Annotated in this window: 18 protein-coding genes; 9 read left to right on the top strand and 9 right to left on the bottom strand. The window is 71.4% G+C overall.

The annotated features are described in order from the left end of the window. Positions 1 to 1479 (bottom strand): tyrosine-protein kinase domain-containing protein, encoded by a 1479-nt coding sequence (locus JOF37_RS06655; protein WP_271174974.1) that lies wholly within the window; start codon positions 1477 to 1479, stop codon positions 1 to 3. Positions 1480 to 1580: 101 nt separating this feature from the next. Here JOF37_RS06655 and JOF37_RS06650 point away from each other — a divergent pair, with 101 nt between their 5' ends. Beyond that, positions 1581 to 3074 (top strand): hypothetical protein, encoded by a 1494-nt coding sequence (locus tag JOF37_RS06650; RefSeq protein WP_210006131.1) that lies wholly within the window; start codon positions 1581 to 1583, stop codon positions 3072 to 3074. Here the strand turns inward: JOF37_RS06650 and JOF37_RS06645 are convergent. The 4 genes from JOF37_RS06645 to JOF37_RS06630 all read right to left on the bottom strand — a co-directional run bounded on the left by JOF37_RS06645 (position 3006) and on the right by JOF37_RS06630 (position 6776). Then, positions 3006 to 3983 (bottom strand): GDP-L-fucose synthase family protein, encoded by a 978-nt coding sequence (locus JOF37_RS06645; protein ID WP_210006130.1) that lies wholly within the window; start codon positions 3981 to 3983, stop codon positions 3006 to 3008. The two genes, JOF37_RS06650 and JOF37_RS06645, sit on opposite strands and share 69 nt — an antisense overlap. Further along, on the bottom strand, positions 3980 to 5005 hold the full coding sequence (gmd, locus tag JOF37_RS06640) for a GDP-mannose 4,6-dehydratase (protein ID WP_210006129.1): 1026 nt from the start codon (positions 5003 to 5005) through the stop codon (positions 3980 to 3982). Before gmd ends, JOF37_RS06645 begins: the two co-directional genes overlap by 4 nt. A 137-nt stretch (positions 5006 to 5142) precedes the next feature. Further along, positions 5143 to 6225 (bottom strand): glycosyltransferase, encoded by a 1083-nt coding sequence (locus JOF37_RS06635; RefSeq protein WP_271174975.1) that lies wholly within the window; start codon positions 6223 to 6225, stop codon positions 5143 to 5145. 14 nt (positions 6226 to 6239) lie between these two features. Further along, positions 6240 to 6776 (bottom strand): DapH/DapD/GlmU-related protein, encoded by a 537-nt coding sequence (locus JOF37_RS06630; protein WP_210006127.1) that lies wholly within the window; start codon positions 6774 to 6776, stop codon positions 6240 to 6242. A 172-nt stretch (positions 6777 to 6948) separates the two neighbouring features. Here JOF37_RS06630 and JOF37_RS06625 point away from each other — a divergent pair, with 172 nt between their 5' ends. Genes JOF37_RS06625 through JOF37_RS06615 form a run of 3 tightly spaced genes read left to right on the top strand, consistent with a single transcriptional unit; the run spans position 6949 to position 9633 of the window. Further along, positions 6949 to 8172, top strand: a complete 1224-nt coding sequence (locus JOF37_RS06625; protein WP_210006126.1) for a hypothetical protein — start codon at positions 6949 to 6951, stop codon at positions 8170 to 8172. Further along, positions 8165 to 8869 (top strand): acyltransferase, encoded by a 705-nt coding sequence (locus JOF37_RS06620; protein ID WP_210006125.1) that lies wholly within the window; start codon positions 8165 to 8167, stop codon positions 8867 to 8869. Before JOF37_RS06625 ends, JOF37_RS06620 begins: the two co-directional genes overlap by 8 nt. Before the next feature lie 23 nt (positions 8870 to 8892). Next, positions 8893 to 9633 (top strand): SGNH/GDSL hydrolase family protein, encoded by a 741-nt coding sequence (locus tag JOF37_RS06615; protein WP_210006124.1) that lies wholly within the window; start codon positions 8893 to 8895, stop codon positions 9631 to 9633. A 37-nt stretch (positions 9634 to 9670) separates the two neighbouring features. On the opposite strand, the gene JOF37_RS06610 is transcribed toward JOF37_RS06615, so the two are convergent. Continuing rightward, positions 9671 to 10300 (bottom strand): CDP-alcohol phosphatidyltransferase family protein, encoded by a 630-nt coding sequence (locus JOF37_RS06610; RefSeq protein ID WP_210006123.1) that lies wholly within the window; start codon positions 10298 to 10300, stop codon positions 9671 to 9673. 259 nt (positions 10301 to 10559) lie between these two features. Here JOF37_RS06610 and JOF37_RS06605 point away from each other — a divergent pair, with 259 nt between their 5' ends. Beyond that, complete coding sequence (locus JOF37_RS06605) at positions 10560 to 16073, top strand: LamG-like jellyroll fold domain-containing protein (protein WP_210006122.1); 5514 nt, start codon at positions 10560 to 10562, stop codon at positions 16071 to 16073. A 221-nt stretch (positions 16074 to 16294) separates the two neighbouring features. Here the strand turns inward: JOF37_RS06605 and JOF37_RS06600 are convergent, their stop codons facing one another. Next, on the bottom strand, positions 16295 to 17596 hold the full coding sequence (locus JOF37_RS06600) for a glycosyltransferase (RefSeq protein WP_210006121.1): 1302 nt from the start codon (positions 17594 to 17596) through the stop codon (positions 16295 to 16297). After that, positions 17596 to 18945: a sugar transferase gene (locus JOF37_RS06595; RefSeq protein ID WP_271174977.1), complete on the bottom strand. Its 1350-nt coding sequence runs from the start codon at positions 18943 to 18945 to the stop codon at positions 17596 to 17598. The genes JOF37_RS06600 and JOF37_RS06595 overlap by 1 nt, the downstream gene beginning before the upstream one ends. 510 nt (positions 18946 to 19455) lie before the next feature. Between JOF37_RS06595 and JOF37_RS06590 the strand changes: the two genes are divergently transcribed. Together JOF37_RS06590 and JOF37_RS06585 are read left to right on the top strand one after the other, a co-directional pair. Next, positions 19456 to 19902 carry an FAD synthase family protein gene (locus JOF37_RS06590; RefSeq protein WP_210006119.1) on the top strand — a complete coding sequence of 149 codons (447 nt, stop codon included), beginning with the start codon at positions 19456 to 19458 and terminating at the stop codon, positions 19900 to 19902. A gap of 117 nt (positions 19903 to 20019) precedes the next feature. Beyond that, complete coding sequence (locus tag JOF37_RS06585) at positions 20020 to 21765, top strand: NACHT domain-containing protein (RefSeq protein ID WP_210006118.1); 1746 nt, start codon at positions 20020 to 20022, stop codon at positions 21763 to 21765. Here the strand turns inward: JOF37_RS06585 and JOF37_RS06580 are convergent. Continuing rightward, positions 21726 to 22670 carry a Ppx/GppA phosphatase family protein gene (locus JOF37_RS06580; RefSeq protein WP_210006117.1) on the bottom strand — a complete coding sequence of 315 codons (945 nt, stop codon included), beginning with the start codon at positions 22668 to 22670 and terminating at the stop codon, positions 21726 to 21728. The two genes, JOF37_RS06585 and JOF37_RS06580, sit on opposite strands and share 40 nt — an antisense overlap. Positions 22671 to 22735: 65 nt before the next feature. Between JOF37_RS06580 and coaA the strand changes: the two genes are divergently transcribed. After that, positions 22736 to 23692 (top strand): type I pantothenate kinase, encoded by a 957-nt coding sequence (gene coaA / locus JOF37_RS06575; protein ID WP_210006116.1) that lies wholly within the window; start codon positions 22736 to 22738, stop codon positions 23690 to 23692. A gap of 951 nt (positions 23693 to 24643) precedes the next feature. Continuing rightward, positions 24644 to 25864, top strand: coding sequence for an esterase/lipase family protein (locus JOF37_RS06570; RefSeq protein ID WP_210006115.1), 1221 nt, complete (start codon positions 24644 to 24646; stop codon positions 25862 to 25864).

The following is a 25864-nucleotide window of genomic DNA, read 5'->3' as shown; positions in this document are numbered from 1 at the left end:
TCACCGCCGCCCCGCGGTCGACGGTTCCTCTCGGAGCCCGTCGGCCGCGGGGCGCTCGTGTGCAGCAGTCGACGTACCGGGCCCGGAGCGGGGGGTGGTTCCGCGGTTGACGCGTGCCGGGCGGCCCGCGTCGGGAGCGACGGCGTAGGTCGCGTAGCTGCGTCGATCCGCGCGCGACGGGCGCGCGAGATTCAGCACGATGCCGTGGATGGTGGCGCCCACCGAGGTCAACCGCGCGACGGCGCGTCGAACGTCCCGCTCTCGGGCGCGGCCGGCGCCGACCACCAGCACGACCCCGCCGAACAGGCGCGCGAGGACGGCGGCGTCGGCGACGGGATGCACCGGGGGAGCGTCGATCAGCACGATGTCGTGGGCTGCGCGCAGGCTCTCAAGGACGTCGAGGGCTCGATCGGACTCGAGCAGCTCCGACGGGTTAGGCGGCACCGGGCCCGCCAGCAGCACGTGCAGCCGGTCCGGCCCCCACGCCACGAGCGCGTCGTCGAGCGTCGCTTCACCCGCGATGACGTTGGTGAAACCGAGGTCGGGCGGCAGGTCCAGGATGCGGCTCAGGCTCGGACGCCGCAGGTCCGCCTCGACGAGGCACACCGAGGCGCCGGTGGCGGCGAGCGCGACGGCGGCGTTGGCGGCCGTCGTGCTCTTGCCCTCGCTCGGAACGGACGAGGTGAACACGAACACCCGGTGCTCCTGCGAGGCCTGCACGAAACGCAGGTTGCCGCGCAGCCGGCGATAGTCCTCCGCGCGCAACGAGTGCGGCGCGGTGACGAGGGCCAGTGGTGCCCGGTCCGCGGTGCGGTCGGCGCTCACCGTTCCGATCACGGCGGCTCCGACGGTCTCCTGGGCCTGCTCGACCGTGCGGACGCGTGTGCCGAACATCAGGCGCAGCAGCACGACGACCGCCGCCACCACGAGACCGCCGAGCGCTCCGAGGATGACGAGCATCGGCGTCTGCGGTGCAGAGGGCAGGTTCGGGGGCACGGCGTTCTCGATCACGCGCAGGCGGATGGGCGAGCTGCCGTCGACCTGCGGAGAGAGCGTCGGGACGACCTCGGCGAGCTCGGCCGCGACGAGATTCGCGATGCGGGCCGCTTCGCGGGGAGACGGGTCGACGGCGGAGATCGAGATCATCGACGTGTTCAGGGGAACCGCGGTCGACACCCGCGCGCGAAGCTGCACGGTGGAATCCTCCAGCCCCAGCTCGTCGATGACCGGCGCCAGCACGATCTCGCGAGTCGCGACGGTGCTGAGGTTGCGTGCCTGCTGCTGCGAGAAGTTGCTGCTCTGAGCCAGCTCGCCCGTCGTCGAGCTGCCGGTCACCGCGACGAACACGTCGGCGCGGGCGGTGTACTCCCGTGGCACCGACCACGCATAAGCGAGCGCGCCCGCGGCGCCCAACGCCATCAGTACGATCACCGTCATCCAGTGATAGCGAATCACCCGCAGAACACGGTTGGACTCCATAGCGTCCCCCATTCGCGCATCGACTGCGTCGACGCGGCCCCAATATGCCGCGCGTAAGACACGCGGACCCCCGTCTGTCATGATATGCGAGGGGGAGGCTCGTGGGGAAGCACACCGGAATGTTCGACGGCGCGGAGATACGCGCCGTCGGTGCTCGCATCGCCCTGCTCGCCGTATCGGTCGGCGTGCTGAGCGTCGTCCTGCCGGTGGCGCTCGTCTCCGACATCCCCGATCGCGGCCGCAGCGACGCGTGGATCGTCACGTTGCTGATCATGATCTACGGCGGCATCCGTCTGTCGGTGGCGTGGGTGTCGGGACGGCCCCATCTCTTCGACTTCTTCTTCTGGGTCTTCGGCTACATCTTCATGGGGCTCGCGCCGACGGCGCAGATCCGCGCGGACGCGGTGTCGACCACCACGCCCGGGATCGATCCGGCGTTCGACCTCCCGACGGCGGGGATCGTCGCGCTGGGTATCGGATGCTACGAGGTCGCACGGGCGATCTGGATGCTCCGGCAGCACGCGCATCCGCCGCAGGCCCCCGGTGCGCCGCGCGCGGTCAGTCCGGCTCGGGCCATCGGGCTCGCCGTCGTCGGCCTCGGCATCAGCGCGTTCTTCGTCGCTCAGCTCGGACCGGCCGCGGCCCTCGGCAGTCGCGAGGCCGCGTTCGCCGCCCGCGAGGCACGCTGGCCCGACCCGTCGATCCGCGCCGTCATGTATGCCGCGGCGGTGTACCCGCTGCTGATCGCGACGGGGGCGATGACCCAGTTGCGGCGGGCCGCCATTTCCCGCGCCAGCCGCGTCGCCTATTCCGCGGCCGCCGTGGCGGCTGCGGTCGTCCTGCTGCTGATCGTCAATCCGATCGCGAGCGCCCGCTACACCTTCGGCACCGTCGCCGTCGCGCTGGCCATCTTCGCGGGCGCCGCGGCGACGCGGCTGCGGGCGCGGGTCACGATGGTCCTGGCGATCGTCGCGTTCTTGTTCGTCTTCCCGATCGCCGACGCGTTCCGCACGGACGAGGTGCGCGTCAACCGCACGAGTTTCTTCGGCGAATACCTCGCCAACCCCGACTACGACGCGTTCTGGCAGATCGCCAACTCGCTCGCGTACTGGCTCGATGGTCTCGTCGAGCCGGCGCGGCAGTTCCTCGGCAGCATCCTGTTCTGGGTGCCACGGACGATCTGGCCCGACAAGCCCACCGACACGGGGATCGTGCTGGCGGAGTATCGCGGGTATGCCTTCGACAACCTGTCGGCACCGCTGTGGGCCGAGGCGATGGTGAACGGCGGCGTCATCGCCGTCGTGATTGTCTTCATCGGGCTCGGCATGGTGTTGCGGGCGATGGACGTGCGGGTCGTGCCGGCATTCGCGACCGGCGGCGTCTGGGCCATCGTCGGTGCCGTGCTCCCGGTGTACATGACGATCCTCATGCGCGGATCGCTCCTGCAGGCCACCGGTGCGACGACCGTGATGATCGCGTGCCTCCTGCTCGTCGCCGGGCGGTCGGGTACGCCCGGCGACGAGGGATCAGGCGACGCGGAGTTCGGCGTCGGTGCGCCGGTACCACGCGATCGTGCGGGCCAACCCCCCGCGTAGCCCGATGCCCGGCGTCCATCCGGTCGAGCGCAGCAGGGAGATGTCGAGCAGCTTCTGCGGTGTGCCGTCGGGCTGAGAGGTGTCCCAGCGCGTCTCGCCGCGATAGCCGACGAGCTCGGCGATCATCTCGGCGACCTCCCGGATGGTCAGGTCCCGACCGGTTCCGACGTTGACGTGCGAGGCGCCGTCGTAGTGCTCCATCAGGTGCACGATGGACGAGGCCAGGTCGTCGACGTGCATGAACTCCCGCCGCGGGTTGCCCGACCCCCAGTTGGTCACGACGGCGCTGCCCGATGCGGCCGCCTCGTCGTACCGGCGGATGAGTGCCGGCAGCACATGCGATCCGAGCGGCGAGAAGTTGTCGTTCGGCCCGTAGAGGTTGGTCGGCATGACCGAGATCCAGGGCAGCCCGTACTGGCGGCGCACCGATTGGGCATGCAGGATGCCGGCGATCTTCGCGATCGCGTAGGCGTCGTTGGTCGGTTCGAGGTGACCGGTCAGCAGGCTGTCTTCGCGTAGGGGCTGAGCGGCGAGCTTCGGATAGATGCACGACGAGCCGAGGAACACCAGCCGTTCGACGCCCGTCTCCGCCGCCGCGTCCATGACGTTCGCCTGGATACGGAGGTTGACGCTGAGGAAGTCGACGGGGTAGGTGCTGTTGGCCAGGATGCCGCCGACCTTCGCCGCCGCCAGCACGACGTAGCGTGGCCGCTGCTCCCGGAAGAACCGGAAGACATCCTGGCGTTCGGTCAGGTCGAGCTCGGAGGAGCTCCGGGTCACGATGCGGTCGAAGCCCTCCGATGCCAGGCGGCGCACGACGGCGCTGCCGGCGAGACCGCGATGACCTGCGACGTAGAACGGCGCGTGTCGGTCGAGGCGGCTCGGGACGAAGGCGAGATCGTCGCTCACGCGGCCCAGCCCGAGAGGGCGACGGTGTCGATCCACGGCCGACCCGCGAACTCCAGGGCGCGGATGTCGGCGTCGACCATGATGCGCGCCAACTCGAGGGGCCCGACGGTGGCCTTCCAGCCGAGTTTCTCCTCGGCCTTGCTCGGGTCCCCGATCAGGGCGTCCACCTCGGTCGGACGCAGGTAGCGCTCGTCGAAGCGGACGTGGCGTCGCCAATCAAGGCCGACGTGCCCGAACGCGGCCTCGAGGAAATCGCGCACCGTGATGCCGATGCCGGTCGCGAGCACGAAGTCCTCGGGCTCGTCGGCCTGCAGCATCCGCCACATGCCCTCGACGTATTCGGCGGCGTACCCCCAGTCGCGCACGGCGTCGATGTTGCCGAGGTACACGTGATCCTGTGTCCCCAACGCGATCGCTGCGACGGCCCGCGTGATCTTGCGGGTCACGAACGTCTCACCGCGTCGCGGCGATTCGTGGTTGAACAGGATGCCGTTGACGGCGAACATGTCGTACGCCTCGCGGTAGTTCTTGGTGATCCAGTAGCTGTACAGCTTCGCCGCGGCGTACGGCGAACGCGGGTAAAAGGGCGTGCTCTCGTTCTGCGGCGGGGGAGTGGCCCCGTACAGCTCCGACGAGGAGGCCTGGTAGAACCGGGTCTGGATGCCGGCCATGCGGACGGCATCGAGCAGTCGCACCGATCCGGTGCCGGTGGTGTCGGCGGTGTGCTCCGGCTCGTCGAACGAGACCCGCACGTGCGACTGGGCGCCGAGGTTGTACACCTCGTCGGGCTGGATCTGCGCGAGCAGCGTCGTCATGCGGACGCCGTCGCTCAGGTCGCCGTAGTGCAGGAACAGCCGTGCCCCGACCTCGTGCGGATCGACGTACAGGTGATCGATGCGCGACGTGTTGAACGTCGACGCTCGGCGGACCAGGCCGTGGACCTCGTACCCCTTCGCGAGCAGCAGCTCGGCGAGGTAGGAACCGTCCTGGCCCGTGATACCGGTGATGAATGCACGCTTCATGAGCGTTCTCCCCCAAAGCCTCGGCGCTGCAGCACCGTCGCGCGACCCGAGCGGACCCCTCCGCTCGGCGCGTGCCGATCCCCAAATCGACGGTGTTGCGAGTATAGGGAGGTCGAGCTCCCCACCACAACCACGGCTCACCGGGCGTAGAGCTCGACGAGCCTCTCCGCGATCGCGGGCATGGTGAAGCGCTCGCGGGTGAGGGCGCGGCCGCGTTCGCCGCGTTCCCGTGCCCCGACCGGATCCTCGAGCAGCCGGCGCATCGCCGCGACGACGGCGCCGAGTTCGCCGTCGGTGACAAACCCGGCGTCGGCGGAGCGAACCGCCGGGGCCAGCCCGCAGGTGTCGGTGACGACGACGGGCAGCCCCGCCGACATCGCCTCGAGCACCGACATCGGGTAGGGCTCGTCGACCGCGGGCAACACGTAACCGCTCGCCTGCCGCATCCGTTCCCCGGTCCGGGCGGGCTCCAGGGCTCCCTCCCAGCGGATCCGGTCGCTATAGCCCGAGGTGTCGATCGCGGCTCGGACGGCAGCGCCTTCACCCTCGTCGGGTCCCACGAGGGTGAAGCGCGCACCGGGGAATTCCGGCGCGAGGCGCGCCGCGGCTTCGACGAACTGCCGGGGGCGTTTGCGCGGTGCGAGCCGGGCGAGGTAGAGCAGCTCGGGCGCCGTCGGCTCGGCGAAGGGCGCCTCGGGAACACCGTTGGGCAGAGCGATCAGGTGCGCGCGGCCCCGCCCGACCTCCTCGAGCGACGACCGTTCGCGCTCGGTCAGGTAGGTGACCGCTCGCGCGGCGGTGAGCGCCGGGCGGGTCAGGGCCGCGTCGAGGGGGACGGCGAGCGGGTGGGCGGTCTCGTCGATCATGCCGTGCGTCTGCAGCACGGTCGCGACGCCGCGAGCCTGCGCGATACGCGCCGCCGGCAGCGTGACGAGGTCGCGCGCGGCGTGCACGTGCACGACGTCGAACTCGCCGACATGCCGTCGCAGCGAGCGCAGCAGAGCGGGAGAGCCGACCCCGGCGAATCCGATACCCGGAATCACGGTGCGCGCGGGGAACAGCCGGGCGGGGATGCCGTCGACCTCGGACGGGATGACGTCGTAGCCCCGTGCCGCGCCGGCGAGGACCACGTCGTGACCGAGGTCGCGCAGCGCCGCGAGCTGGTTCAGGGCTACCCGCACCGGCCCGCCGTACTCGCCGTGCGGGCTGACCAGGGTCACGACCGCGAGGATCCTCACGAACGGACGACCGCGGCCGGGGCGAGCACCGTCGCGCCCGCGGGCACGTCGCGCACGACGAGAGCCGTGGCCCCCACCAGCGCATCGGCACCGACGCGGACGCCCCGCAGGACCGTTGCGCGTGCGGCGACCCAGGCGCCGTCCTCGACGACGATCGGAGCGTTGTCGAACTCGAACGTGCGGGACCGGTGGTCATGACTCCCGGTGCACAGCATCGCCCCCTGCGAGATGCACACGTCGCTGCCGATCGTGACCGGCTCGAGGTTCAGGATCCAGGCGCGCTCGCCGATCCACGTGTCGTCGCCGATCTCGAGCTTCCAGGGCCAGTGCACCCGCACGCCGGAGCGCAGGTTCACGCCGCGCCCGATGCGCGCGCCGAACGCGCGCAGCACCGCGACGCGCACGCGCACCGGGACGAACCACGGCATCACCGCGATCGCCGAGGCGAGCTGCCACGCCGCCTGCCAGCCGGGCCCGCGGCCCTTGTCATATCCCCTGCCGCTGAAGCCAGCGAGCTGTCGCCGTTCCCCCATGGCGCCTCATCGTACACACGGCTCGGAATCCGGTTGCAGACAGATGCCCACCGGATGCGGTACGGTCTCCCCCGTACGGACAGGCGTGGGGACGCCGTCCGGATTCGGGGGTATTGGGGGAATGTCCGACGCGCGACGGCGATTGCGCCGTCTCTCCGGCGGACTCGGCAGGATGTCGGGTTTCGCTCTGTCCATCGGGCTGCTGGCGGTCGCATCGCTCGCGGCGATCCCGGCGATGGTCTCGGCCGAGGGTGATCGTGGCTGGGGGGCGATCGCCCTCGGTCAGGCCGTGGGCGCCATCGCCGCCGCCGCGATCGGATTCGGCTGGGGGGTGTCCGGTCCGGCGCGCATCGCGGTCGCCGATGAACCGCAGCGCCGCACGGCATACGTCGAGTCCGTCCGTGCACGACTCGCGCTCTTCGCCCCGATCGCGCTCGCGAGCGCGCTGCTCGCCGCGGCGGTGGCCCCGCAGTCCGTGGGCCTGGCCGCCCTCGGCGCCGTGACCGCCGCCGCCGCCGGGGTGTCGGCCAACTGGTACTTCGTCGGGAGGGGGGCGCCGTTCGCGCTCCTGCTCGCCGAGACGTTGCCGCGCGTCACGGGCACCGGGGTGGGCATCATCCTCATGCTCGTCGGTGGGGGCGCTGCAGCCGGGCTCGCCGGCATGCTCGGCGGAATGATCGCGGCGTTCGTCTGCTCGACGATCTGGATCATGCTGAAGTCGCGCCGCCACCGGGCCGCCGCGCCCCGACCCGACCGGCTGTCGCGCATCCTGCGAGAGCAGCGGCACGGCATGGGATCGGCGCTCGGGTCCGCGGTGTACATCGCCCTGCCCGTCGTCGTCGTCGCGGTCATCGCTCCGGCTTCGCAACCGGTTTTCGCTCTCGTCGACAAGTTCCAGCGGCAGGTCGGCGTCGCCCTCCAGCCGGTGATCACGGTGGCGCAGGGTTGGGTCCCTCGTCGAGACAGCGCCGTGAGCGCATCGCGGGCGCGCAGCGCGCTCCTCGTCGGTGGCGGCATGTCGCTCGTCATCGGGGGAGCGGTCGCGGTGGCGGGAGGCCCCGCGCTCGCGTGGCTCGGAAGCGGGCAGATCGGCGTCGGTCCCGCCGCTGTCGTCCTCATGGCGTCCTTCGTCGCCGTCAACTTCTTCGAGTCGCTCGTCGCCAAGGCGCTGCTGCCCGCACTGGGCCGCCTGCGCATCGGTGCGCGGGCGACGATCATCAGCACCGTCGTCGTCGTCCCCCTGGTCGCCGTCGGGGCCGTGCTGTGGGGAGCGCCGGGAGCGCTGGCGGCGGTCGTCGCCGGACTCGTCATCCGCGGCGTCGTCGAAGCGGTCGCCGCCTCTCGCGCGATCCGATCGAGCGACGCCCTCGTCGTCCGGGAGGAGATCCATGCCTGAGACGTTCCGGGATCTGGTGCGGCTCGCGCTGTGGCTGCTGCCGGCGAGTCGCTGGAAAAATGCGCTGCTGCGCCGCGTCGGCCACCGCATCCACCCCACCGCGCAGGCCCGGGCGAGCCTCGTGTGGCGGGTGGCGGCTTTCGAGATGGGCCCGGGTTCGTCCTTCGGGTCCGCCAACGTCGTGAAGAACATGCGTGAGATCCGATTGGGGCGCGACGCACTGCTCGGACGATGGAACCTCATCTCGTCGCATCCGTTGTTCGTTCGGCACCTTCCCGGTGGCGGGGCCCTCACCCTGGGCGATCACGCCAAGGTCACGAGCCGTCACCAGCTCGACTGCTCGGGGTCGGTGACCCTCGGAGCCTTCGCCTCGATCGCGGGACACCAGAGTCGCGTCATGTCGCACAGCGTGGACCTCGAGCGCGACGCGCAGGCCGCGTTCCCCGTCGTCATTGGTGAGCGGTCGTTCGTCGGCACCCGCGTGCTGATCCTCGGTGGGGCCGTGCTCCCGCCGCGCTCCGTCCTGGGGGCGGGGTCGGTCCTCACCCGGGCGCGGGGCGTGCCCGAAGCCGGCCTGTGGGCGGGGGTGCCGGCCAAACGTCGCGGCGAGGTGTCGGGCGCCTGGTTCGACCGCCGGGAGACCTCGACCCACGACCTGTGGATCCCGCAGACGGGCGAGATCGTGAGGACGCGGTGAGCTCCGCCCGGCGGTCGCACCGCGTGTCCGGGGTTCCCCGGTGGTCCCGTCCGGCGCGACGACCGGGCGGGGGCGGCTGGTGGCAGCGGGACTGGGGCGGGATGCCGCTGTGGGGCGTTGCGCTCTCGGCTGCCGCCATCGGCGCGTTGCTCGTCGGCGGCCCGGCGTTGCGGCCGAGCACCGCGGCCGAGGAAACGGCCTCGCCGATCGTGGTGTTCCTCGGCGACTCGTACACCGCCGGTGTCGGGGCATCGGACCCGTCGTTGAGCTGGGCGAGCCGCGTCGGCGAGGCGGAGGGGTGGCGGGTGCGCAACCTCGCCCGGGGCGGCACGGGGTATGCCTCGAGGGTGACCGGAGAAGGGGCACCAGGGGCCTGTGGGCGCGCGGAATGTCCCCCGTTCGTCGAGATGGCGCGCGAGGGTGCGGCGCTCATCCCCGACATCGTCGTGGTGTCCGGCGGACGCAACGACATCGGTGACGCACCCGTGGACGCGGAAGTCGAGGCGTTCTTCGAGGCCGTGGCGACGGCGTATCCCGGCAGCCGGATCTACGTCACCGACGTGCTCTGGCATGGTCGCGCGCCGGACGCGGTGAGGCGCCTGTCGCGCGTCGTCCAGCGCGACGCCCAGGCGATCGGCGCCACGTGGCTCGACATCGGTCAGCCGCTGGCGGGCGGTGACGGGTTGCTCGCCCCCGACGGCATCCATCCCAATGACGCTGGACACGAGGCGATCGCCCGAGCCGTCATCGCGGCCCTCGACTGAGGCCCCCGGCGCTTTCACCGCCCGGGACGCCGGCGTGTCACGCGGAAGCCGGCGATCCGCCGGCCAGCGAGCGGAACCACTTGCGCGCGAGCAGTGCGGTGATCCCGGTGGTGGCGAGCAGCAGGGCGGCGTAGACCCCGATGAACAGGTCGGGCACGCCCCACAGGACGAATGCGACGGCGAGGATGCCGTAGTCGGCGGGCAGCAGGAGCACGGCACGCAGCGTCGACGGCGGCGGAGTCGGGCCGGACGGCGGTGCGAGCAGCGAGTACAGCGTCAGACCCACGAAGAGCACGACGGCGACCAGGGCGTATCCGAGGGGGAGGAGCAGCCAGGGTCCGCCCGAGCGACCGCTGCCGGTGAAGCCGATGAGCACGGCCGCGTGCACGCCGACCATCTTGCCGGCGTCGACCACGTGATCCAGCCATTCACCGGCGCGCGACGACGCGCCGGTGAGGCGGGCGACCTGACCGTCGGCGGCGTCCAGGGCGAAACCGACGACGAGAAGCGCGGCCGCCCCGACGCCGCTCGCGATGGTCACCGGAACGGCGGCGATGACCACCAGCCCGGCCACCGTGGCGAGGGCCGACACCGCGGTCACGGCGTTCGGCCCGATCCCCGCCGCGGCCGCCGCCGCCGCGAACACGCGCCCGAGCGGGCGGTTCACCCAGCGCGAGTACAGCGAGACTCCGCGCTTGCCTTTCTGCGCTCGCCGCAGACTGTTCCATGCGTCCCCGAATCGCACCGTCGACCCCCCGCTCCGCCGGTCGGTGGAATCCGACCTATGCGTCCCCTGGGCCACAGTGTACGATGCACGAGACCGGACTGATGCTGGGGCATCGAGACGGTCTTGGGGAGGGGCGCACGGCGGGGGTCGCGCGTTTGGGGGAGCGCCCGCGAGGGCGCGCAACACTTGGGGAACACTCGTGCGTACACGCATCGCGGCCGTCGCCGCTGCCGTCCTGGCTCTCATCATCGGCATCGGAGTCGTCGGCGTCACCGCCCCGGCATCCGCCCTGTCGCCGGGGGTGTCTTTCGCTGCCGAGGATCAGCCGACCTGGCAGACCAACGGCACGATCTACGCGCTGGGCTCGGCCGGCGGCAAGGTCGTCGCGGGGGGTACCTTCTCGCAGATCCGGCCGCCGGCGGGTCGAGCCGACGCGCCGCGCGCGCGGAACGCTCTCGTCGTCCTCGACGCCGAGACCGGCGAGCCCGACGCGTGCCAGTTCGGCGTGACGCTGGGCGGGGGGACGCCGACGATCCGAGCGATCACCGTGAGCGCGGACCAGACGCGGGTGTACATCGCGGGCAACTTCTCCACCGTCGGCGGTGTCAACGTCGCGCGTATCGCCGTGCTCGACATCCAGGCCTGCACGGTGGCTCCGTTCAAGGCACCGCTGCCCGGCTCGACCGTGACCGCGCTGGCGCTGCACGGCAACGTGCTCTACGCGGGCGGGCTCTTCCGGACCGTGGGCGGTCAGACCCGCGAGGCCTTCGCGGCGTTCGATGCCACGAGCGGCGCCCTCCTGCCGTGGACCGCCAACGCGGTGCGCGGCCGCACCGACCTGCCGAAGGAGGTCAACGAGGGGCGGGCAGTCGCGGTGTCACCCGACGGGGCGAAGGTCGTCGTCGGCGGCGATCTGTTCTCGATCAACGGTCAGTACTCGCACTCGATCGCGATCGTCAGCGGTGCGAGCAGCGTCGACGGCACCGGCGGCGAGGTGCTGCGCACTTACGGGCCGGGCTTCATTCCCGACACCTCCGTCACGAAGACGATCATCGACGGCGGTGACGGGCGGTTCTACATCGGCAACGAGGGCTCCGGCGGCGGGGTCTTCGACGGCAAGGCCGCGTTCTCATGGGCGACGGGCGACCAGGTCTGGCGCGACACGTGCCTCGGGGCGACGCAATCGCTCGTGATGTTCCAGGGCACGCTGTACTCGGCCAGCCACGCGCACGACTGCAGCGGCATCAACGCGTTCAACGACGGCATCCGGCGCTACTTCATGGCGCAGAACCCCGACTCGATGGAGATCCTCGGCTGGCTTCCGCTCGGCAACGACGGCATCGGCGAGGGAATCGGTCCCCGCGCCCTCACCGTCGCCACCGGCAACGCGAGCGGACAGCGGTTCCTGTGGTCCGGCGGCGACTTCACCACCATCAACGGGCGGGCGCAGCAAGGGCTCACACGATTCGGCCCGCAGGACACCGGAGCGCCGCCCGCACCCATCGCGAGCGCGCAGGCGACCAGCGACGGCACCGTTCAGGTGCGATTCCGCACCGTCGTCGACGCGGACGACAGCCACCTCACGTACAGCGTGTATCGCGGTAACGCCACCGACCCGATCTGGACCGGCACCGGCAGGTCGTTGTGGTGGGAGCGCCCGCAGGTGACGTTCGTCGATGCGAACGTCACGCCCGGTACGACCTACTCGTACCGCGTCACGGCGAGCGACGGCACGAACACCTCGGCCCGCTCCGCTGCCGTCACCGCGACCGCGCGCGCGGCGGGGGCCGACTATCCGGCGGCCGTGCGCGCCGATGCGCCCACCAGCTTGTGGTCCGGTGCGACCAACGGCACGTGGGTCCACGACAGCGGAGCGGCGCAGAGCCGGACCGACGCGGTCCCGGCCGCCCTGATGGAGGGCGCGACCGTCTCGGCGAGTGGTGCCGTGCCAGCCGGTGGCGGCTCGCTGCAGTTCGACGGCGCCGACGACTACGCGATCACCGACCAGCTGCGCCTCGGGCCCTCGACTTACACCGTCGAGGCCTGGATCAACACGACCTCGACCGTGGGAGGCAAGATCGTCGGCTTCGGCAACGGCCGCCCGCGCACCGGATCGAACATCTCCAACCTCAGCGGGTCGTACGACCGCCATGTCTACATGCAGAACGACGGCCGCGTGACCTTCGGCGTCTGGATCGGCGGCGCGTCGACGCTCACCACGCCGCAGCCGCTCAACGACGGCCAGTGGCATCACATCGTCGCGACGCAGGGCGCGGGCGGCATGACGCTCTCCGTTGACGGCCTCCGCGTCGCCGCCAATGCCAACAGCAATCAGCAGTCGTACTGGGGAGTGTGGCGTGTCGGCGGCGATCAGCTGGGCGGGTGGCCCGGTCAACCGACGAGCAACTTCTTCGGCGGGCTGATCGACGAGGTGGCGATCTACCCGACCGTCCTGTCGGCTCCGCAAATCGCTGCGCACTACCAGGCATCGGGCCGCACCCTCGACCTGAACACCGCTCCCGCCGACGCGTACGGCTCCGCGGTCTTCGAGGCCGAGCCCTCGCTCTACTGGCGCTTCGACGACGCCGCCGGCGTCGCCGCCGACGCCTCCTTGTTCCGCACGAGCCCGGGCGCGTACAACACCGGTGTGCAGACGCAGCCGGTCGGCGCCGTCCCGGGCAGCGGCTCCATCACGCTGCCGGGTGACGAATCCGGAACCGTCGCGCTGAGCCGACCCGCGGCACCGACGAGCACGACGTCGGGCGAGATCTGGTTCCGCACCGACACGACGGCCGGCGGCAAGCTGTTCGGCTTCGAGAACACGCAGACCGGGAACGGGTGGAGCTACGACAAGCAGCTCTACATGACGAACGATGGCCGGCTCATCTGGGGCTCCTACCCCGGTTATGTCGCGACGGTGGAGTCTTCGCGGTCGTACAACGACAACCGGTGGCACCACGCGGTCGCCGTCATCGACGAGACCGGGCGCAAGCTCTACGTCGACGGTGAGCTGGTCGCGGCGAACGGTCAGACCGGTGCCGAGACCGGCGAGGGCTACTGGCGCGTCGGCGGCGGGAACCTCGGCGGCTGGCCCGGTCAGCCCTCGTCTTTCTACTTCGACGGCGAGCTCGACGAGTTCGCGATCTACCCGGCGACCCTCGACGCCGCGGCGGTGGCGCGACACCACGCGATCGGTGTCGCCGACGCGACGGCGCCGACCGCCCCGACCGGTCTGACGGCGCAGTCGCTCGACGACGGCGTGCATCTGGCGTGGACGGCCGCGACCGACGACCACCAGGTGGCGTCGTACACGGTGTACCGGGGCGCAACGGCTGACTTCGCGCCCGGCGAGGACACGCGCCTCGGAACGAGCGCGACGACCGGGTACGTCGACACCGCCCGGGTGCCCGGAACGCGGTACTACCGCGTCGTCGCCGTCGACGGTGCCGGCAACGTCGGGCCGGCCACCGATGCCGTGCAGGTCGACCTGCTCGACACGACCGCGCCAGCGGCGCCGGCCGCCCCCGCCGCGACGGTGGACGCCGCCGGGATCTCGCTGTCGTGGGATGCGGCCACCGACGATGTCGCGGTCACGACCTACACCGTGCACCGGGGCACGACGGCCGACTTCACAGCGGATGCCGCGAACGCGGTCGGCACAGCCGACACGACCGGATTCGCCGATTTGTCGCCCGCGCCCGGCACCTACTACTACCGCATCACCGCATCCGATGCGGCGGGCAACGTCAGCGCCGCCTCGCCCGTCTCGCTTCCGGCGACGGTGACGATCCCCGACACGACGGCGCCGTCGGCGCCGGCCGCTGCCACGGCCGTGCTCGTCGACGGCATCGTGCAGGTGCGCTGGGCGGCGGCATCCGACGATCGCGGGGTCACCGGATACCGCGTGCACCGCGGCGCCGACGCCGCCTTCGTCCCCGATGACGCGAACCGCGTCGCCAAGGTCAGCGGCCTCGCGTTCGACGAGTCCGGCCTCGCGCCGGGCGTCCACCACTACAAGATCACGGCGGTGGACGCGGCGGGCAACGTCGGGGCCGCGGCATCCGTCGCCGTCACGATCGAGTCGGTCGAGCCCGTCGTGGTCACGGTCCCCGTCGCCGATGACGCGATGGTGGTGCAGGGGTTGCCCGGCACGAACTACGGAAGCAACACGCAGCTCTCCAGTCGTGGGGGCGCCAGCCAGATCGAATCCCTGCTGGCGGCCCCGCTGCCGTCGGCCCCGAGCGGCACGACGCTGACGCGGGTGACTCTGCAGCTGCGGACCTCAACCGACCCGTCCGCCGGCTCCGTCGAGCCCACCGACTTCGCGGTCATCGGTGACGCCTGGACCGAGTCGACCGTCACCTGGGGCACCCGCCCCACCGCGCCGGGAACCGCGGCCGGCCGACTCGGGCAGGCGCCAGCCGTCAACACGGCCTACAGCGTCGAGCTCTCGGCGTCATCGCTGCGCACCTTCCTCGGGCAGAAGGCCACACTCCGGATGACCGGCACCGGTGCCGACAACCTGCGGCTGTGGTCATCCGAAGCGGCCAACAGCACCTATCGTCCCGTCCTCGTGCTCGAGTTCACGCCGCTGTCGGCCCCCGACACGGCGGCGCCGAGCGCGCCGACAGGAGTGCAGGCCAACCTGGCCGGCTCGACCGCGAGTCTGGCCTGGACGGCCGCGACCGACGACCGCGGTGTCGTCCGGTACGACATCCACCGCGGCACGACGACGGGGTTCACCCTCTCGGCGTCGACGAAGGTCGGCCAGACCGAGACGACGACCGCGCAGGACGGCCCGCTGCAGCCAGGCACCTACGTGTACCGGATCGTCGCGGTCGACGCGGCGGGCAACGCGGGCCCCGCATCCGGCGAAGCGGCGGTCACGGTCGCGGCGCCCGACACGACGGCGCCCTCGACGCCCGCCGCCCCGACCGTGACGGTGTCGGGCGGATCCGCGCAACTGTCGTGGCCGGCGAGCAGCGACGACATCGGGGTATCCGGATACGACGTCTACCGCGGGACGAACGCCGACTTCCCCGCCGATGCGGCCTCACGCATCGCCGCGGTCACGGCGAACGCCCACACCGACAGCGGCTTGGCCCCCGGAACGTACTGGTACCGCGTCGTCGCCCGCGACGCGGCGGGCAACGCCAGTGCGGCATCGGCGTCCTCCTCGGGCACCGTGACGCCGACGGTGCGGACGGTGACCGCGAGCGTGGCTATCGACGCGGATGCCGCCGGCTACGCCAACGCGCCCACGCAGAACTACGCGACCTCGAACCAGCTCGTCTCCCGCGGCGACGTCGGCCAGCAGAGCTTCCTCAAGCTGTCGCTGCCCGCGCTGCCCCCGGGCGCGACCGTGGTGTCGGCGACGCTGAACCTGCGCACCTCGACCGACCCGTCGGCGGGAAGCGCCGGGGTCCACGACGTCCACCTGATGGACGGCGCGTGGGACGAGGCGACGCTCACCTGGAACAACCGGCCCACCACCGTTCGGGGAGCCGGAGCGGTCGGCTCCCTGTCCGGAGCCGGAGCGACGAACACCGCCGTGGCGGTGCCGCTCGCGATCGATCAGCTGGCGTCGCTCTGGGGACAGGCGGTGACGCTGCGGATCTCGACCACCTCGGCCGACAACCTCCGCGTGTTCTCCCGAGAGGCGACCTCGGTGACGCAGCGGCCCAGCCTGACCCTCGTCTACACCTTGCCCTGACGATCGGGGCAGCGCGCACCCGCCGGTGGCCCGGTCGACGACCCGAACGTCGGCCGGGCCGCCGTCGTGCGCGGCGTCGGTGTCTGCGCCGTCGGCCGTGCCTGCGCCGTCGCAACCACACCTCCTTAATAGAGCGCATCCACGGGTGCGGGGCGGATGACGCCGGAACGGGGGCCGCATGTGCGACCCCCGCCGGGTGGTGAGCGAACGTCGTCGGTCGCTCACAAGGGTGCGCGTTGCGCAGTCTCTGTCGCGGGTGCGGCGTCCGTCCGCGGGTGGGCCGTGCGGTCGCGAGCGCTTGCGATCGCCGCAGCCAGGGTCCGGGCGAATCCGCTGACAGCGGCCTCCTCGGTCAGAACCCGGCGCCGGTAGCTCTGCGCCGCCCGACCGTAGCGCGCCGCGCGCTCCGGATCGGCTGCGAGCTCCTCAGCGGCGGCGACCAGCGCCGCCGGTGCAGCGGCGGGCACGACGGGGCCGGCCTCCGCCGCCTCCATCTCGGCGTATGTCGTGCTCGACGTGTCGACGGCGGCGAGCACCGGCTTGCCGACCGCGAAATAAGACGTGAGCTTGCTCGGCACGGACATCTCGGTCAGGCCCGGACGTTCGTTCACGAGCAGCACGTCGGCGGCGGAGAGCACCTGCAGGAACTCGTCCTCGGGCAGCGGATCGACGAAGGCGACGGCCTCGGCGCCGGGGCGTTGCCGCAGCTCTGCTCGTTGGCCGCCGTCGCCCACCAGCACGAAGCGCACCCGCGAGCCCTTGTCGCGGGCGACAACGGCGGCATCCACGACGTTCTCCAGGCCCTGCTTCGCACCGATGGCGCCGGTGTGCAGCACGATGATGTCGTCATCGTCCCACCCCAGGCGTCGCCGCGTGCTCGCGACATCCTGCGGCCCCGGCTCGGGGACGTGCGACCAGTTGCGCACGACGTCGATCGGCCGCAAGACACCCAGGCGCTCCTCGAGGGCGCGTCGGAACCGGCGGTGGATCACGACGACACGTTCGGAGGCGGCGAACAGGCTCGCCTCGACGGCACCGATCGCCCCGGCGCCCGTGCCCGAACCCGCCTCCTGCACGCCGAGCGCGTAGATGTCCTGCACCCACGTCACGACCGGGATCCGATGCACTCGGGCCCGCAGCGCCACCAGGCGGGATGCGAGCAGCGCGGGCGACACGACGACGACGGCGCCGGGGGCGTCCCACCGGCAGGTCAGCGCACGCAATCCGAAGGAGATCTCGAACGCCGCCCGCTTGAGCGTGCTCGGAACGCGCGGCACGTAGTGCCGCAACCGTCGAACGTCGACGCCGGCGACCGTCGCACGCGGGGGGAGGTCGCGATACTCATCGGGCGTCCGCCACCACGGGTAGTGCGGGTACGAGGTGATGACGCGGACGTCCCACCCCGCGCGGGCCAGGCCCTCGGCCATCCCCGTCGTGTACGGGCTCACGCCCGTCGGCTCGGGGGCGTAGTTGATGCCGACGAACAGCACCGAGGTGGGCGCCGGCCGGCGGTACGGGCTCATCAGTAGGCTCCCACGGGTCGGAGCATCACCTTGACGGTGCGCCACATGATCATGAGGTCGAGGGTCACGGACCAGTTCTCGACGTAACGGAGGTCGAGTGCCACGCTGTCCTCCCAGGACAGGTCGCTGCGTCCGCCGACCTGCCACAGGCCCGTGATCCCCGGCTTGATGTAGAGGCGGCGGAAGACGCGGCCTTCGTAGTTCCGGACCTCGGACGGCAGCGGCGGACGCGGGCCCGAAATGCTCATGTCGCCGCGCAGGACGTTGAAGAACTGCGGCAGCTCATCGAGGGAGTAGCGGCGTAGCACGCGTCCGACGCGCGTCACTCGCGGGTCGACGCGCAGCTTGAACAGCGGGCCGGCGCCGTCGTTGGTGGGCAGCAACTCAGCGAGCTCCTGCTCGGCCGTGTCCGTCATCGAGCGGAACTTGAACATGGTGAACTCCCGTCCGTCCCGACCGACCCGGCGCTGGCGGTAGAACACGGGGCCGGGGGAGTCCAGTTTGATGGCGAGGGCGATCACCGGGGTCGCGAGCGCTACCGCGGCGCTGGCCGCCGCGCTCACGACGAGGTCGAGCAGCCGCTTCAGTGTGTGCGCCGCGCCCTCGAATACCGGGATCTTCACGTGGATGAGCGGAAGGCCCTCGATGGGGCTGAGGCTGATGCGGGGGCCGGCGACGTCCGCGAGCCTGCTCGACATGATCAGCTCGGCGGCGGTTCCCTCCAGCTGCCAGGCCAGAGAGCGCGAGAAGTCGGGGTCGTCGTCGGGGATGCTCGCAACGACGATCGTGTCGGCACCCACCTCGCGCGCCACGTCGGCAATGTCGGCGGCGGTGCGCACCGCGTGCACGCGCTCGGACGCCTCCGCCGACTCGAGATCGGTCAGTGCCAGCGCAATCACGGCGTAGCCGTTGTCGGCGAGCGCGAGCTGGCGTGTGACGTAGTCGACGTCCCGGCGTCGGCCCGCGATGAGCGTCAACGAGGCGTATTCGCCCCGCCGACGTCGCGCGCGCAACCAGGCTCGCCACCGCCACCGCGCGATCAGCAGGGCGAGGAGGCCGGCCGGCAGCGCGATGACCATCTGCATCCGGAGACCGTCCCACTGGGCGATCTCGAACGCCACCGCCAGGATGCCGAAGGCGACGCCGGTGGCGTTGGCGACCCGCTTGTACTCGCTCGAGCCGGCCCCCATAGCGCGCGGCTCGCGGGATCCGAACAGGCTCAATCCGACGAGCCAGACGGTCGCGGTCGCGGCTGCGATCGCCGCGGCGACCGGCGGGCTCGATCCGAGCTGCGCGGAGACGGCACCGGCCGCGGCGACGGCCGTGCCGGCCACGAGCGTGTCGGTCACCCGGAGGCGGCGAGCGTAGCGTCGCTCGCGCTGCCTGCGCAGCTCGAGGCTCGGGCGACGACGCGGTGAGACCGCCGGATCCCGGAGCTCCGAGGAACGCAGCTCCGTACGATCGTCGACAGCGGTCATCGCTTCGATCCGCGATCGTGTGCCGTGGTCCGCGAAACCGCATGACTGACGCGCATGAAGTGCTCCCCCCCAATGGAACATCGCGACGAAGTCGCCCCAGATCGGTCGTGAGTTCCCAGGCTCACAGCCGAGTGCGTCGGATTTCTCCGTGGCCGTTCCCACAACGACCCGCCCTCGCTTTCTACACCATCTCCCGGGTGCAGGGGAAGTCCCGCCGGACGCGACACTCCGCCGATTCCTCCGCGGAGAACGTTCGACACGCCGACTACCGGAAGCGGCCAGAGCCGGTGTACTGTCTGTCGCACCGGCTCGACGCCGGGATTGGGGAATGCGCTCGTCGGGTGGGACCGTCGGGTGGGTCACGAGCGTTTTGGGGGCGCCATGACACAGCGGATCGGGTATGCCGCGGGGGCTTTCGATGTGTTCCACATCGGCCATCTGCAGATCCTTCGGCGTGCCCGGGAGCATTGCGACATCCTCATCGCCGGGGTGGTGAGCGACGAGATGCTTCTGCGAACCAAAGGCATCTCGTCGTTCATCCCCACCGACGAACGAGCGGAGATCGTCCGTCATATCGACTTCGTCGACGACGTGCACATCGAACGGGTCCCGGACAAGCTCGACGCATGGCGTCATGTGGGTTTCACGCACTTCTTCAAAGGGGACGATTGGCGCGACACCGACCGCGGCCGCAAGCTCGAGCGTCGCTTCGCCCGCGTCGGTGTGGAGGTCGTCTACTTCCCGTATACCGCTCACACCTCGAGCACGCAGCTGCGGCGAGCCCTCGCGGCCGCCGCCGACGGGGGTCGCGTCGCCGCGAGTGCCTGAGTTCTTCGCCGCGTCTCTGCGCGTCATCATGATTCGCTAGGATTTCCGCCAGCGAGTGATCGACCCGCCGAGTTCGAGGGGGCGGATGTGAGCTGGGGGCGAGCATCGCGACGTGGAGTGCGCCTGCGCGCCGGAGTCGCGATCTGGTGGGATGCCGTGTCAGGTGGGCGATTCTTCACGGTATGGAGCGCCGTGGTCGCCCTGCCGCTGTCCACGGTCGTCCTCGCACCGTATGCATCGGTGGACACGCCGTTCGAGCTCGTCACCGCCCAGGCTTCGGCGCTGCTCGTGGCCGCGGCCTTGATGGCCGCCCTGCTGCCCGTCGCCCTCGCCGAGCGGCGGATGTCCTCGCCCGCAGCGTGCGGCGTCCTCGTGCTGACCGCGCTCATGGCTGCGGCCGTCGTCCGGCCGTTCCTCAACGACGTCCTCGCCGTGGGCGTCTTCGGCCTGGGGCCGGACCCGGCGTGGGCCGAGCGCATCGTCACGAACGTCGTCGCTTGGGTCAGCGTCCTCTCGCTCGTCGCGGTGACCGAACAGCTCTACGCCAGCTCGCAAGCGGCACGCGGCCGCCTGGTGGTCGCGCTGCAGGCGGTGACGGACGAGCAGCGCCGCGCCGGCCACTACGAGCAGGAGAGCGCCGATTTCCTCGCAACCGAGATCGCGGCCCTGCGGGAAGCGTTGTCGGCGCTCGTCGCAGCGCCCCTCGACTTCGAGCGGGTGCGTGTCTTCGCCGACGGGGTGCGCTCGGTGAGTCATCGTGCCCGTGACCGTGCCGGGATGATATTGGCCGACCTGCATCCCGTCCGTTCCGCGCCTCCCGCGTCGAGCGCGGCGCGGAGTTTCTTCGAACGACTCCGCCCGCCCGCCGCGGGGCTCGTCGGCGTGATCTTCGCGGCGGGGAGTGCGCCGTTCGCGCTGCGCTCCGGTGGGCCGGCGCTCGCCGTCCTGGTGACGGTCGGTGTCGTCGCGCTCTGTTTCGGGGCCGATCTGGTCAGTCGCCGGCTCTCACGCGGTTCTTCGGCTCAGCGGCGGGGCGTGCGGCTCGTCGCGGTATGGGTGGTGGCGGGTCTCGTCGCCACCGCGGCGGCCGTCGTGATCGTGGGCGGGCGCACTCCCGTTCCGCTGATCACGATCGTGTCGTTGCCCGGAGTCGCGATCATCGCGGCGCTATGTGCCGACGCGGTCCACCGGGGCCGGGTCGAATCGCGCCAGCTCGGCCGGGCGCTGCGTACCGTCGTCCGCTCCGCCGCCGAACAGGCCTCGGGTGCGCGCCGCGATCTGCTCCACGCGTCCGAGGTGCTGCACGGCCGCGTGCAGGGCAGCTGCGTGATGCTCGCCGCGCAGGTCGATGACGAGAGCGCCACCCCCGACGACATCCGTGCGTTCGAGCTCGCGATCGGTGCGGGACTGTCCGATGCCCTCGAGTCCCGGGCGTCGGCGGTCTCGCGGGCGGCCGATCTCGCCGAGACCGTCGCCGTGTGGAAGCCGGTGCTCAGCGTCTCGTCGAACGTCGACCCGATGGCGGCGACCGCCATGGCGGACGCGCTCGTGTCGACCCGCGTGGTGGCGGTGGTCGCCGAAGGGCTCGTCAACGCGGTCAAGCACGCGGCGGCGCGCTCGGCGGCGGTTGACGTCCGTGGCGCGGAGGGCGGATCTGGTCTCGCGGTGCAGGTCCGGACGCCCGGCCGGCTGCGCGGCGATTCGCGCGGGCCGGGACTCGGCGTCGCCGGACTGGGCCCGTCGGCGCGGGTGTTCCAGTCGGGTGATGACGTCGTGCTCGAGGCGTTCGTGCCGACCGTCGCCTCGACGCCCGTTGCCGTGGGTCAGGGGCGCGGGGCGCTCCACGACAGCGATTCGATGTAGCGCAGGAGCACGCCCTCGCGCAGCGCCCAGGGCGAGACCTCGAGTTCATCGACATCGAAGGCCCGCATCGCCTCGTGCAGCACGACCGCACCCGCGACGATCTGGAAGGTCCGGTCGGCCGTGATGCCGGGAAGCTCCTGCCGAGCGGATGCCGGGATGCGGGCGAGTCGGGGGATCCACGAGCTCAGAGCGGAACGCGGCAGCGTCATCCGTTCGATCCCCGACCAGCCCGGAACCGGGTAACCTGCGAGCTTCGCGAGCGACCGGATGGCTTTCGACGACCCGACGACGTGGTCGGGGCGAGGTGCGCCGGACATCGCTCCGACGACGGGCTTCAGTTCTGCGCGGGCGTGCTCGCGCAGGCGCTCGACCGCTTCCTCGCCCGGCGGATCTGCGGCGAGGAACTGCACCGTCATCCGGCCCGCTCCGAGCGGGACGGATGCGGCGAGGTCGGGCAGCTCGTCGCTCCCGGCTGCGATCTCGAGCGAGCCGCCGCCGATGTCGAACAGAAGGATCTGTCCGGCTGACCAGCCGAACCAGCGGCGCACGGCCAGGAAGGTGAAGCGTGCCTCCGACTCGCCGCCGAGCACTTGCAGGTCTTGACCGAGGGCCTCCTCGATGGCGGCGATGACCTCGGGTCCGTTCGTCGCGTCGCGTACGGCGCTCGTCGCCGTGGCTAGCAGCTCGACGACGTTCTCGGTCCGCGACACGGCGACCGCCTCGGTCACGGCTGAGATCAGCGCACGCACGCCCTCGGAGCTGATCGACCCGTCGGGCTCGAGGTAGCGCATGAGGCGCAGCACCGTGCGCTTGCTCGTGCGCGCGAGCGGACGTCCTCCGGGGCGGACGTCCGCGACGAGCAGGTGGACCGTGTTCGAACCGATGTCGAGGACTCCCAGGCGCACACGTTCACAGTACCGGCCCGCCTCCGCCGCCATGCGGCTCGCGAGCGAGGGCTACGATGAGCGCGATGTCTCCTGAAGATCTGCAGGCGCTGACGCCGCTCGCCCCCGCGCTGTATCGAGAGATCGATCGTGCCGACTGGTCGCGGCTGGCCGCGGGAGTGACCCAGCCTCTCACCGAGACCGAGATTGTCCAGCTGCGCGGGCTCGGCGACAAAATGGATCTCGGCGAGGTCGCGGAGGTCTACCTCCCGCTCAGCCGGCTGCTGTCGCTGTACGCGAGTGCCACCCGGCGGCTCGGAGCGGACACCGATGCATTCCTCGGCGACGAGGACAGCACGACGCCGTTCGTCGTCGGCGTCGCCGGGTCGGTCGCGGTCGGCAAATCGACGGTGGCCCGCCTGCTGCGGGAGCTGATGAGCCGCTGGCCCGGCACCCCTCGCGTCGAGCTCGTGACGACCGATGGCTTCTTGTACCCCAACGCCGAGCTGGAACGGCGCGGGCTCATGGCCCGCAAGGGGTTCCCGGAGTCCTACGACCGCCGTGCGCTGATCACGTTCCTGACCGAGGTGAAGTCCGGAGCGGCCGAGGTGCACGCACCGTTCTACTCGCACATGCGATACGACATCGTCCCGGACGCCCAGATCACCGTGCGTCGTCCCGACGTCGTCATCGTCGAGGGACTGAACGTCCTCGCGCCGCCGCCGGCGCCGCACGAGGTCGCCGTGAGCGACCTGTTCGACTTCTCCATCTACGTCGACGCGGACGCCGATCACATCAGCGGCTGGTACGTCGACCGATTCATGGCGCTCAAAGCTGGCGCCTTCAACAACCCGTCGTCCTATTTCAAGACCTTCGCCGACCTGGATGACGACGAGGCGGTTGCGATGGCGCGAGGCTTCTGGAACGACATCAATCTGCCGAACCTCATCGAGAACGTCCTGCCGACGAAGCACCGTGCCACGCTCATCCTCCACAAGGGTGCATCGCACGCCGTCGAGCGCGTGCTCCTGCGCAAGCTCTGAGCGCTGTCCCGGCGGGCGGGGCGGCGTGCCCGCCGATCCGGAGGATGACGGGCACGCCTGGGTGTGGACGACCCCCGCTCAGGGGGAGGGGTGCGACCTGAGGCCGCGCGGCCTGACCGGACCAGCCGGCCTGACCGGGGCCCGGGCCGCGGTGATCGAGCGTGAGCCGCCACATCCGGGTGGCAAGCATCGGAGCGTCGGCCGTGGCCGACGGAGCGGAGCGCGACCGAAAGAGTCGACGCTGTATCGGCGGCTGCTTCCCAGCAGGCATCCGGACGCGTGCGATCGACCCGTCATGGTTGTCCCCAATTCCCCAGCGAGAGCGGAAAACACCGACTCTCGTTCCCCAATACCGCCGGGCCGAGCGCACCGGGTCCCATCCCGGCGAGTCCGTGAGCCCCGCGTTTCGCCCGGGCCGAGGCCGCGGGCTGCGCTCAGTATGTCAGAGGGTCCGGTTCACCGGAAGCACGAATTTCCGGCTGTTTGCGGCCCGCGGTGGCTCCCCGTGTGCGTTGTGCAGCGCGCGTGCGCGGCTGCGCACTGCACAACGCCCTCACGGTGCACAGATCCCCATCGACACCTTGAGTTCGACACACGTCGGGACTCCCGCGCCCCCCAAAAACGGGGAGTCAGCGCGTCGAGTTTGATGGTACCGCCGAAACCCTTGTCCGCCAATAGGGGGACAAAGCTCGTGCTCAGGAATCGCGGTTGCGCGGCCCCGCATCCGGTAGGCTTTTTTCGCTCGCGCATGACTCGAACCGTTCCCCAAGCGGTGATTCGGTCGACCAGCCGTCCCCAACGGCCCGGCCGAGAGCTCGCGGGCGTTGCGGGGCCCTCTCGAGTAAATCAGTCCCCAAATGGCTGACTCGAGAGGGCCCTCGTCTCACTTCGCGGCGGCCGCGGCCGCTGTTCTGTTACGCGCCCGTCATCACAACCTGCTAGGTATGAATCATGGATCTGGGGCGGCGTTCGCGCGCGCTCGTGCGCGCCGTACTCCGCGTGCGCGCGCCGGGGTTCCGCCGACGCTCCCGCTGGCGGTTCGCCGTCGCGCTGGCCACGGTCGCTGTGCTCGCGAGCACAGCGACCCTCGCTCCCGCCGCGGCGTCGTCGGCGTTCGCGCCCGCGAGCGCCCCGGTCTCGGCGGCCGCCGGTGACCGCGTCATCCGCTTCTCCGACGCCGTCGACACCGACGCCCGCGCCGTGCTGCTCGTGCACGGCTGGCTGAGTACGACGCTTCCGGCGACTGTCGGCGCGGGAGCGTTCGCGCGCTCGCCGTTCGCCCGCCCGGTGCAGTGGCGTGATGGCTCGGGAGCCCGCAGCGGGCGCGGGATGTCGGCGTCGCTGCAGCAGCGCCTCGAGGCGATCCCCGGTACGGCGGTCTACGCGTTCGACTACTCCGCGAACTCGGCGGGATGGGTGGGCGCCAACGGCTCCGCCGACAACCTCGCCGGCGCCATCCGCACGATCGCGGCGTCCGTGCACGGCCCCGTCGACATCGTGACCCACTCGATGGGCGGGCTCGCCCTGCGATACGCGCTGCGTGACGCGCCCGACGTCGCGGCGCTCGTCGGGCAGGTCGTCACGGTCGGGACGCCGACGCAGGGATCCGACATCGCGAACGTCGCCGTCGACATCGCCGCAGCCATCCGGACGACGATGTCGACCCTGCCGGTGCTGCAGAACCTCCTGCTGCCGTGGATCGGCGCCGTCTGCAACAACCAGCTCGCGAGCGACGCGCTCGACGGCTGCGACCTGCCGCCGGTGATCCGCACGGGCATCGCCGCGCTCGGACCCGGGGGCACGGCGCTCCGGGCGGGGTCCGTCGACCTCGCCGACCTGCCCGACTGGCCACCCGGTCTGCGGGTGCACGCGATCGCCGGCAGCGCCGTGGTCTCGTTGCCGCTCGGCCGCGGCGCCACGTGGGACGTCGCCCTCGGCGACGGCCTCGTCGCCGAGACGTCTGCGCTCGCCGACGCCGACGAGGTCACGGTCGTGACGTGCCGTACCGAGCTCGAGCCCGGCCTGGCCGGCGTGAGCAGTGTGCTCTCGGGCGAGGTGGCGGCACCGCCGTTCGGCGGCGCATGCGGGCATGATGCGATCTTCGCCAATCTCGAGGTCGTCGACGCGGTCCTCGAGGCCCTCGGCCAGGCGCCCGTGCCGGCGCGAGGCTAG

Origin of the sequence: Microbacterium imperiale (assembly GCF_017876655.1) — a bacterium.
In the GTDB taxonomy this organism is placed as follows: Bacteria; Actinomycetota; Actinomycetes; order Actinomycetales; family Microbacteriaceae; genus Microbacterium; species Microbacterium imperiale.
Note: the sequence above shows the minus strand (reverse complement) of the source record. Positions and strands in the feature narration are given on the sequence as shown.

Coding starts and splice junctions, on each gene's coding strand:
- JOF37_RS06655 (WP_271174974.1), bottom strand. CDS start 1,479: ATGGAGTCCAACCGTGTTCTGCGGGTGATTCGCTATCACTGGATGACG.
- gmd (WP_210006129.1), bottom strand. CDS start 5,005: ATGAAGCGTGCATTCATCACCGGTATCACGGGCCAGGACGGTTCCTAC.
- JOF37_RS06630 (WP_210006127.1), bottom strand. CDS start 6,776: ATGGGGGAACGGCGACAGCTCGCTGGCTTCAGCGGCAGGGGATATGAC.
- JOF37_RS06625 (WP_210006126.1), top strand. CDS start 6,949: ATGTCGGGTTTCGCTCTGTCCATCGGGCTGCTGGCGGTCGCATCGCTC.
- JOF37_RS06620 (WP_210006125.1), top strand. CDS start 8,165: ATGCCTGAGACGTTCCGGGATCTGGTGCGGCTCGCGCTGTGGCTGCTG.
- JOF37_RS06600 (WP_210006121.1), bottom strand. CDS start 17,596: ATGAGCCCGTACCGCCGGCCGGCGCCCACCTCGGTGCTGTTCGTCGGC.
- JOF37_RS06590 (WP_210006119.1), top strand. CDS start 19,456: ATGACACAGCGGATCGGGTATGCCGCGGGGGCTTTCGATGTGTTCCAC.
- coaA (WP_210006116.1), top strand. CDS start 22,736: ATGTCTCCTGAAGATCTGCAGGCGCTGACGCCGCTCGCCCCCGCGCTG.
- JOF37_RS06570 (WP_210006115.1), top strand. CDS start 24,644: ATGGATCTGGGGCGGCGTTCGCGCGCGCTCGTGCGCGCCGTACTCCGC.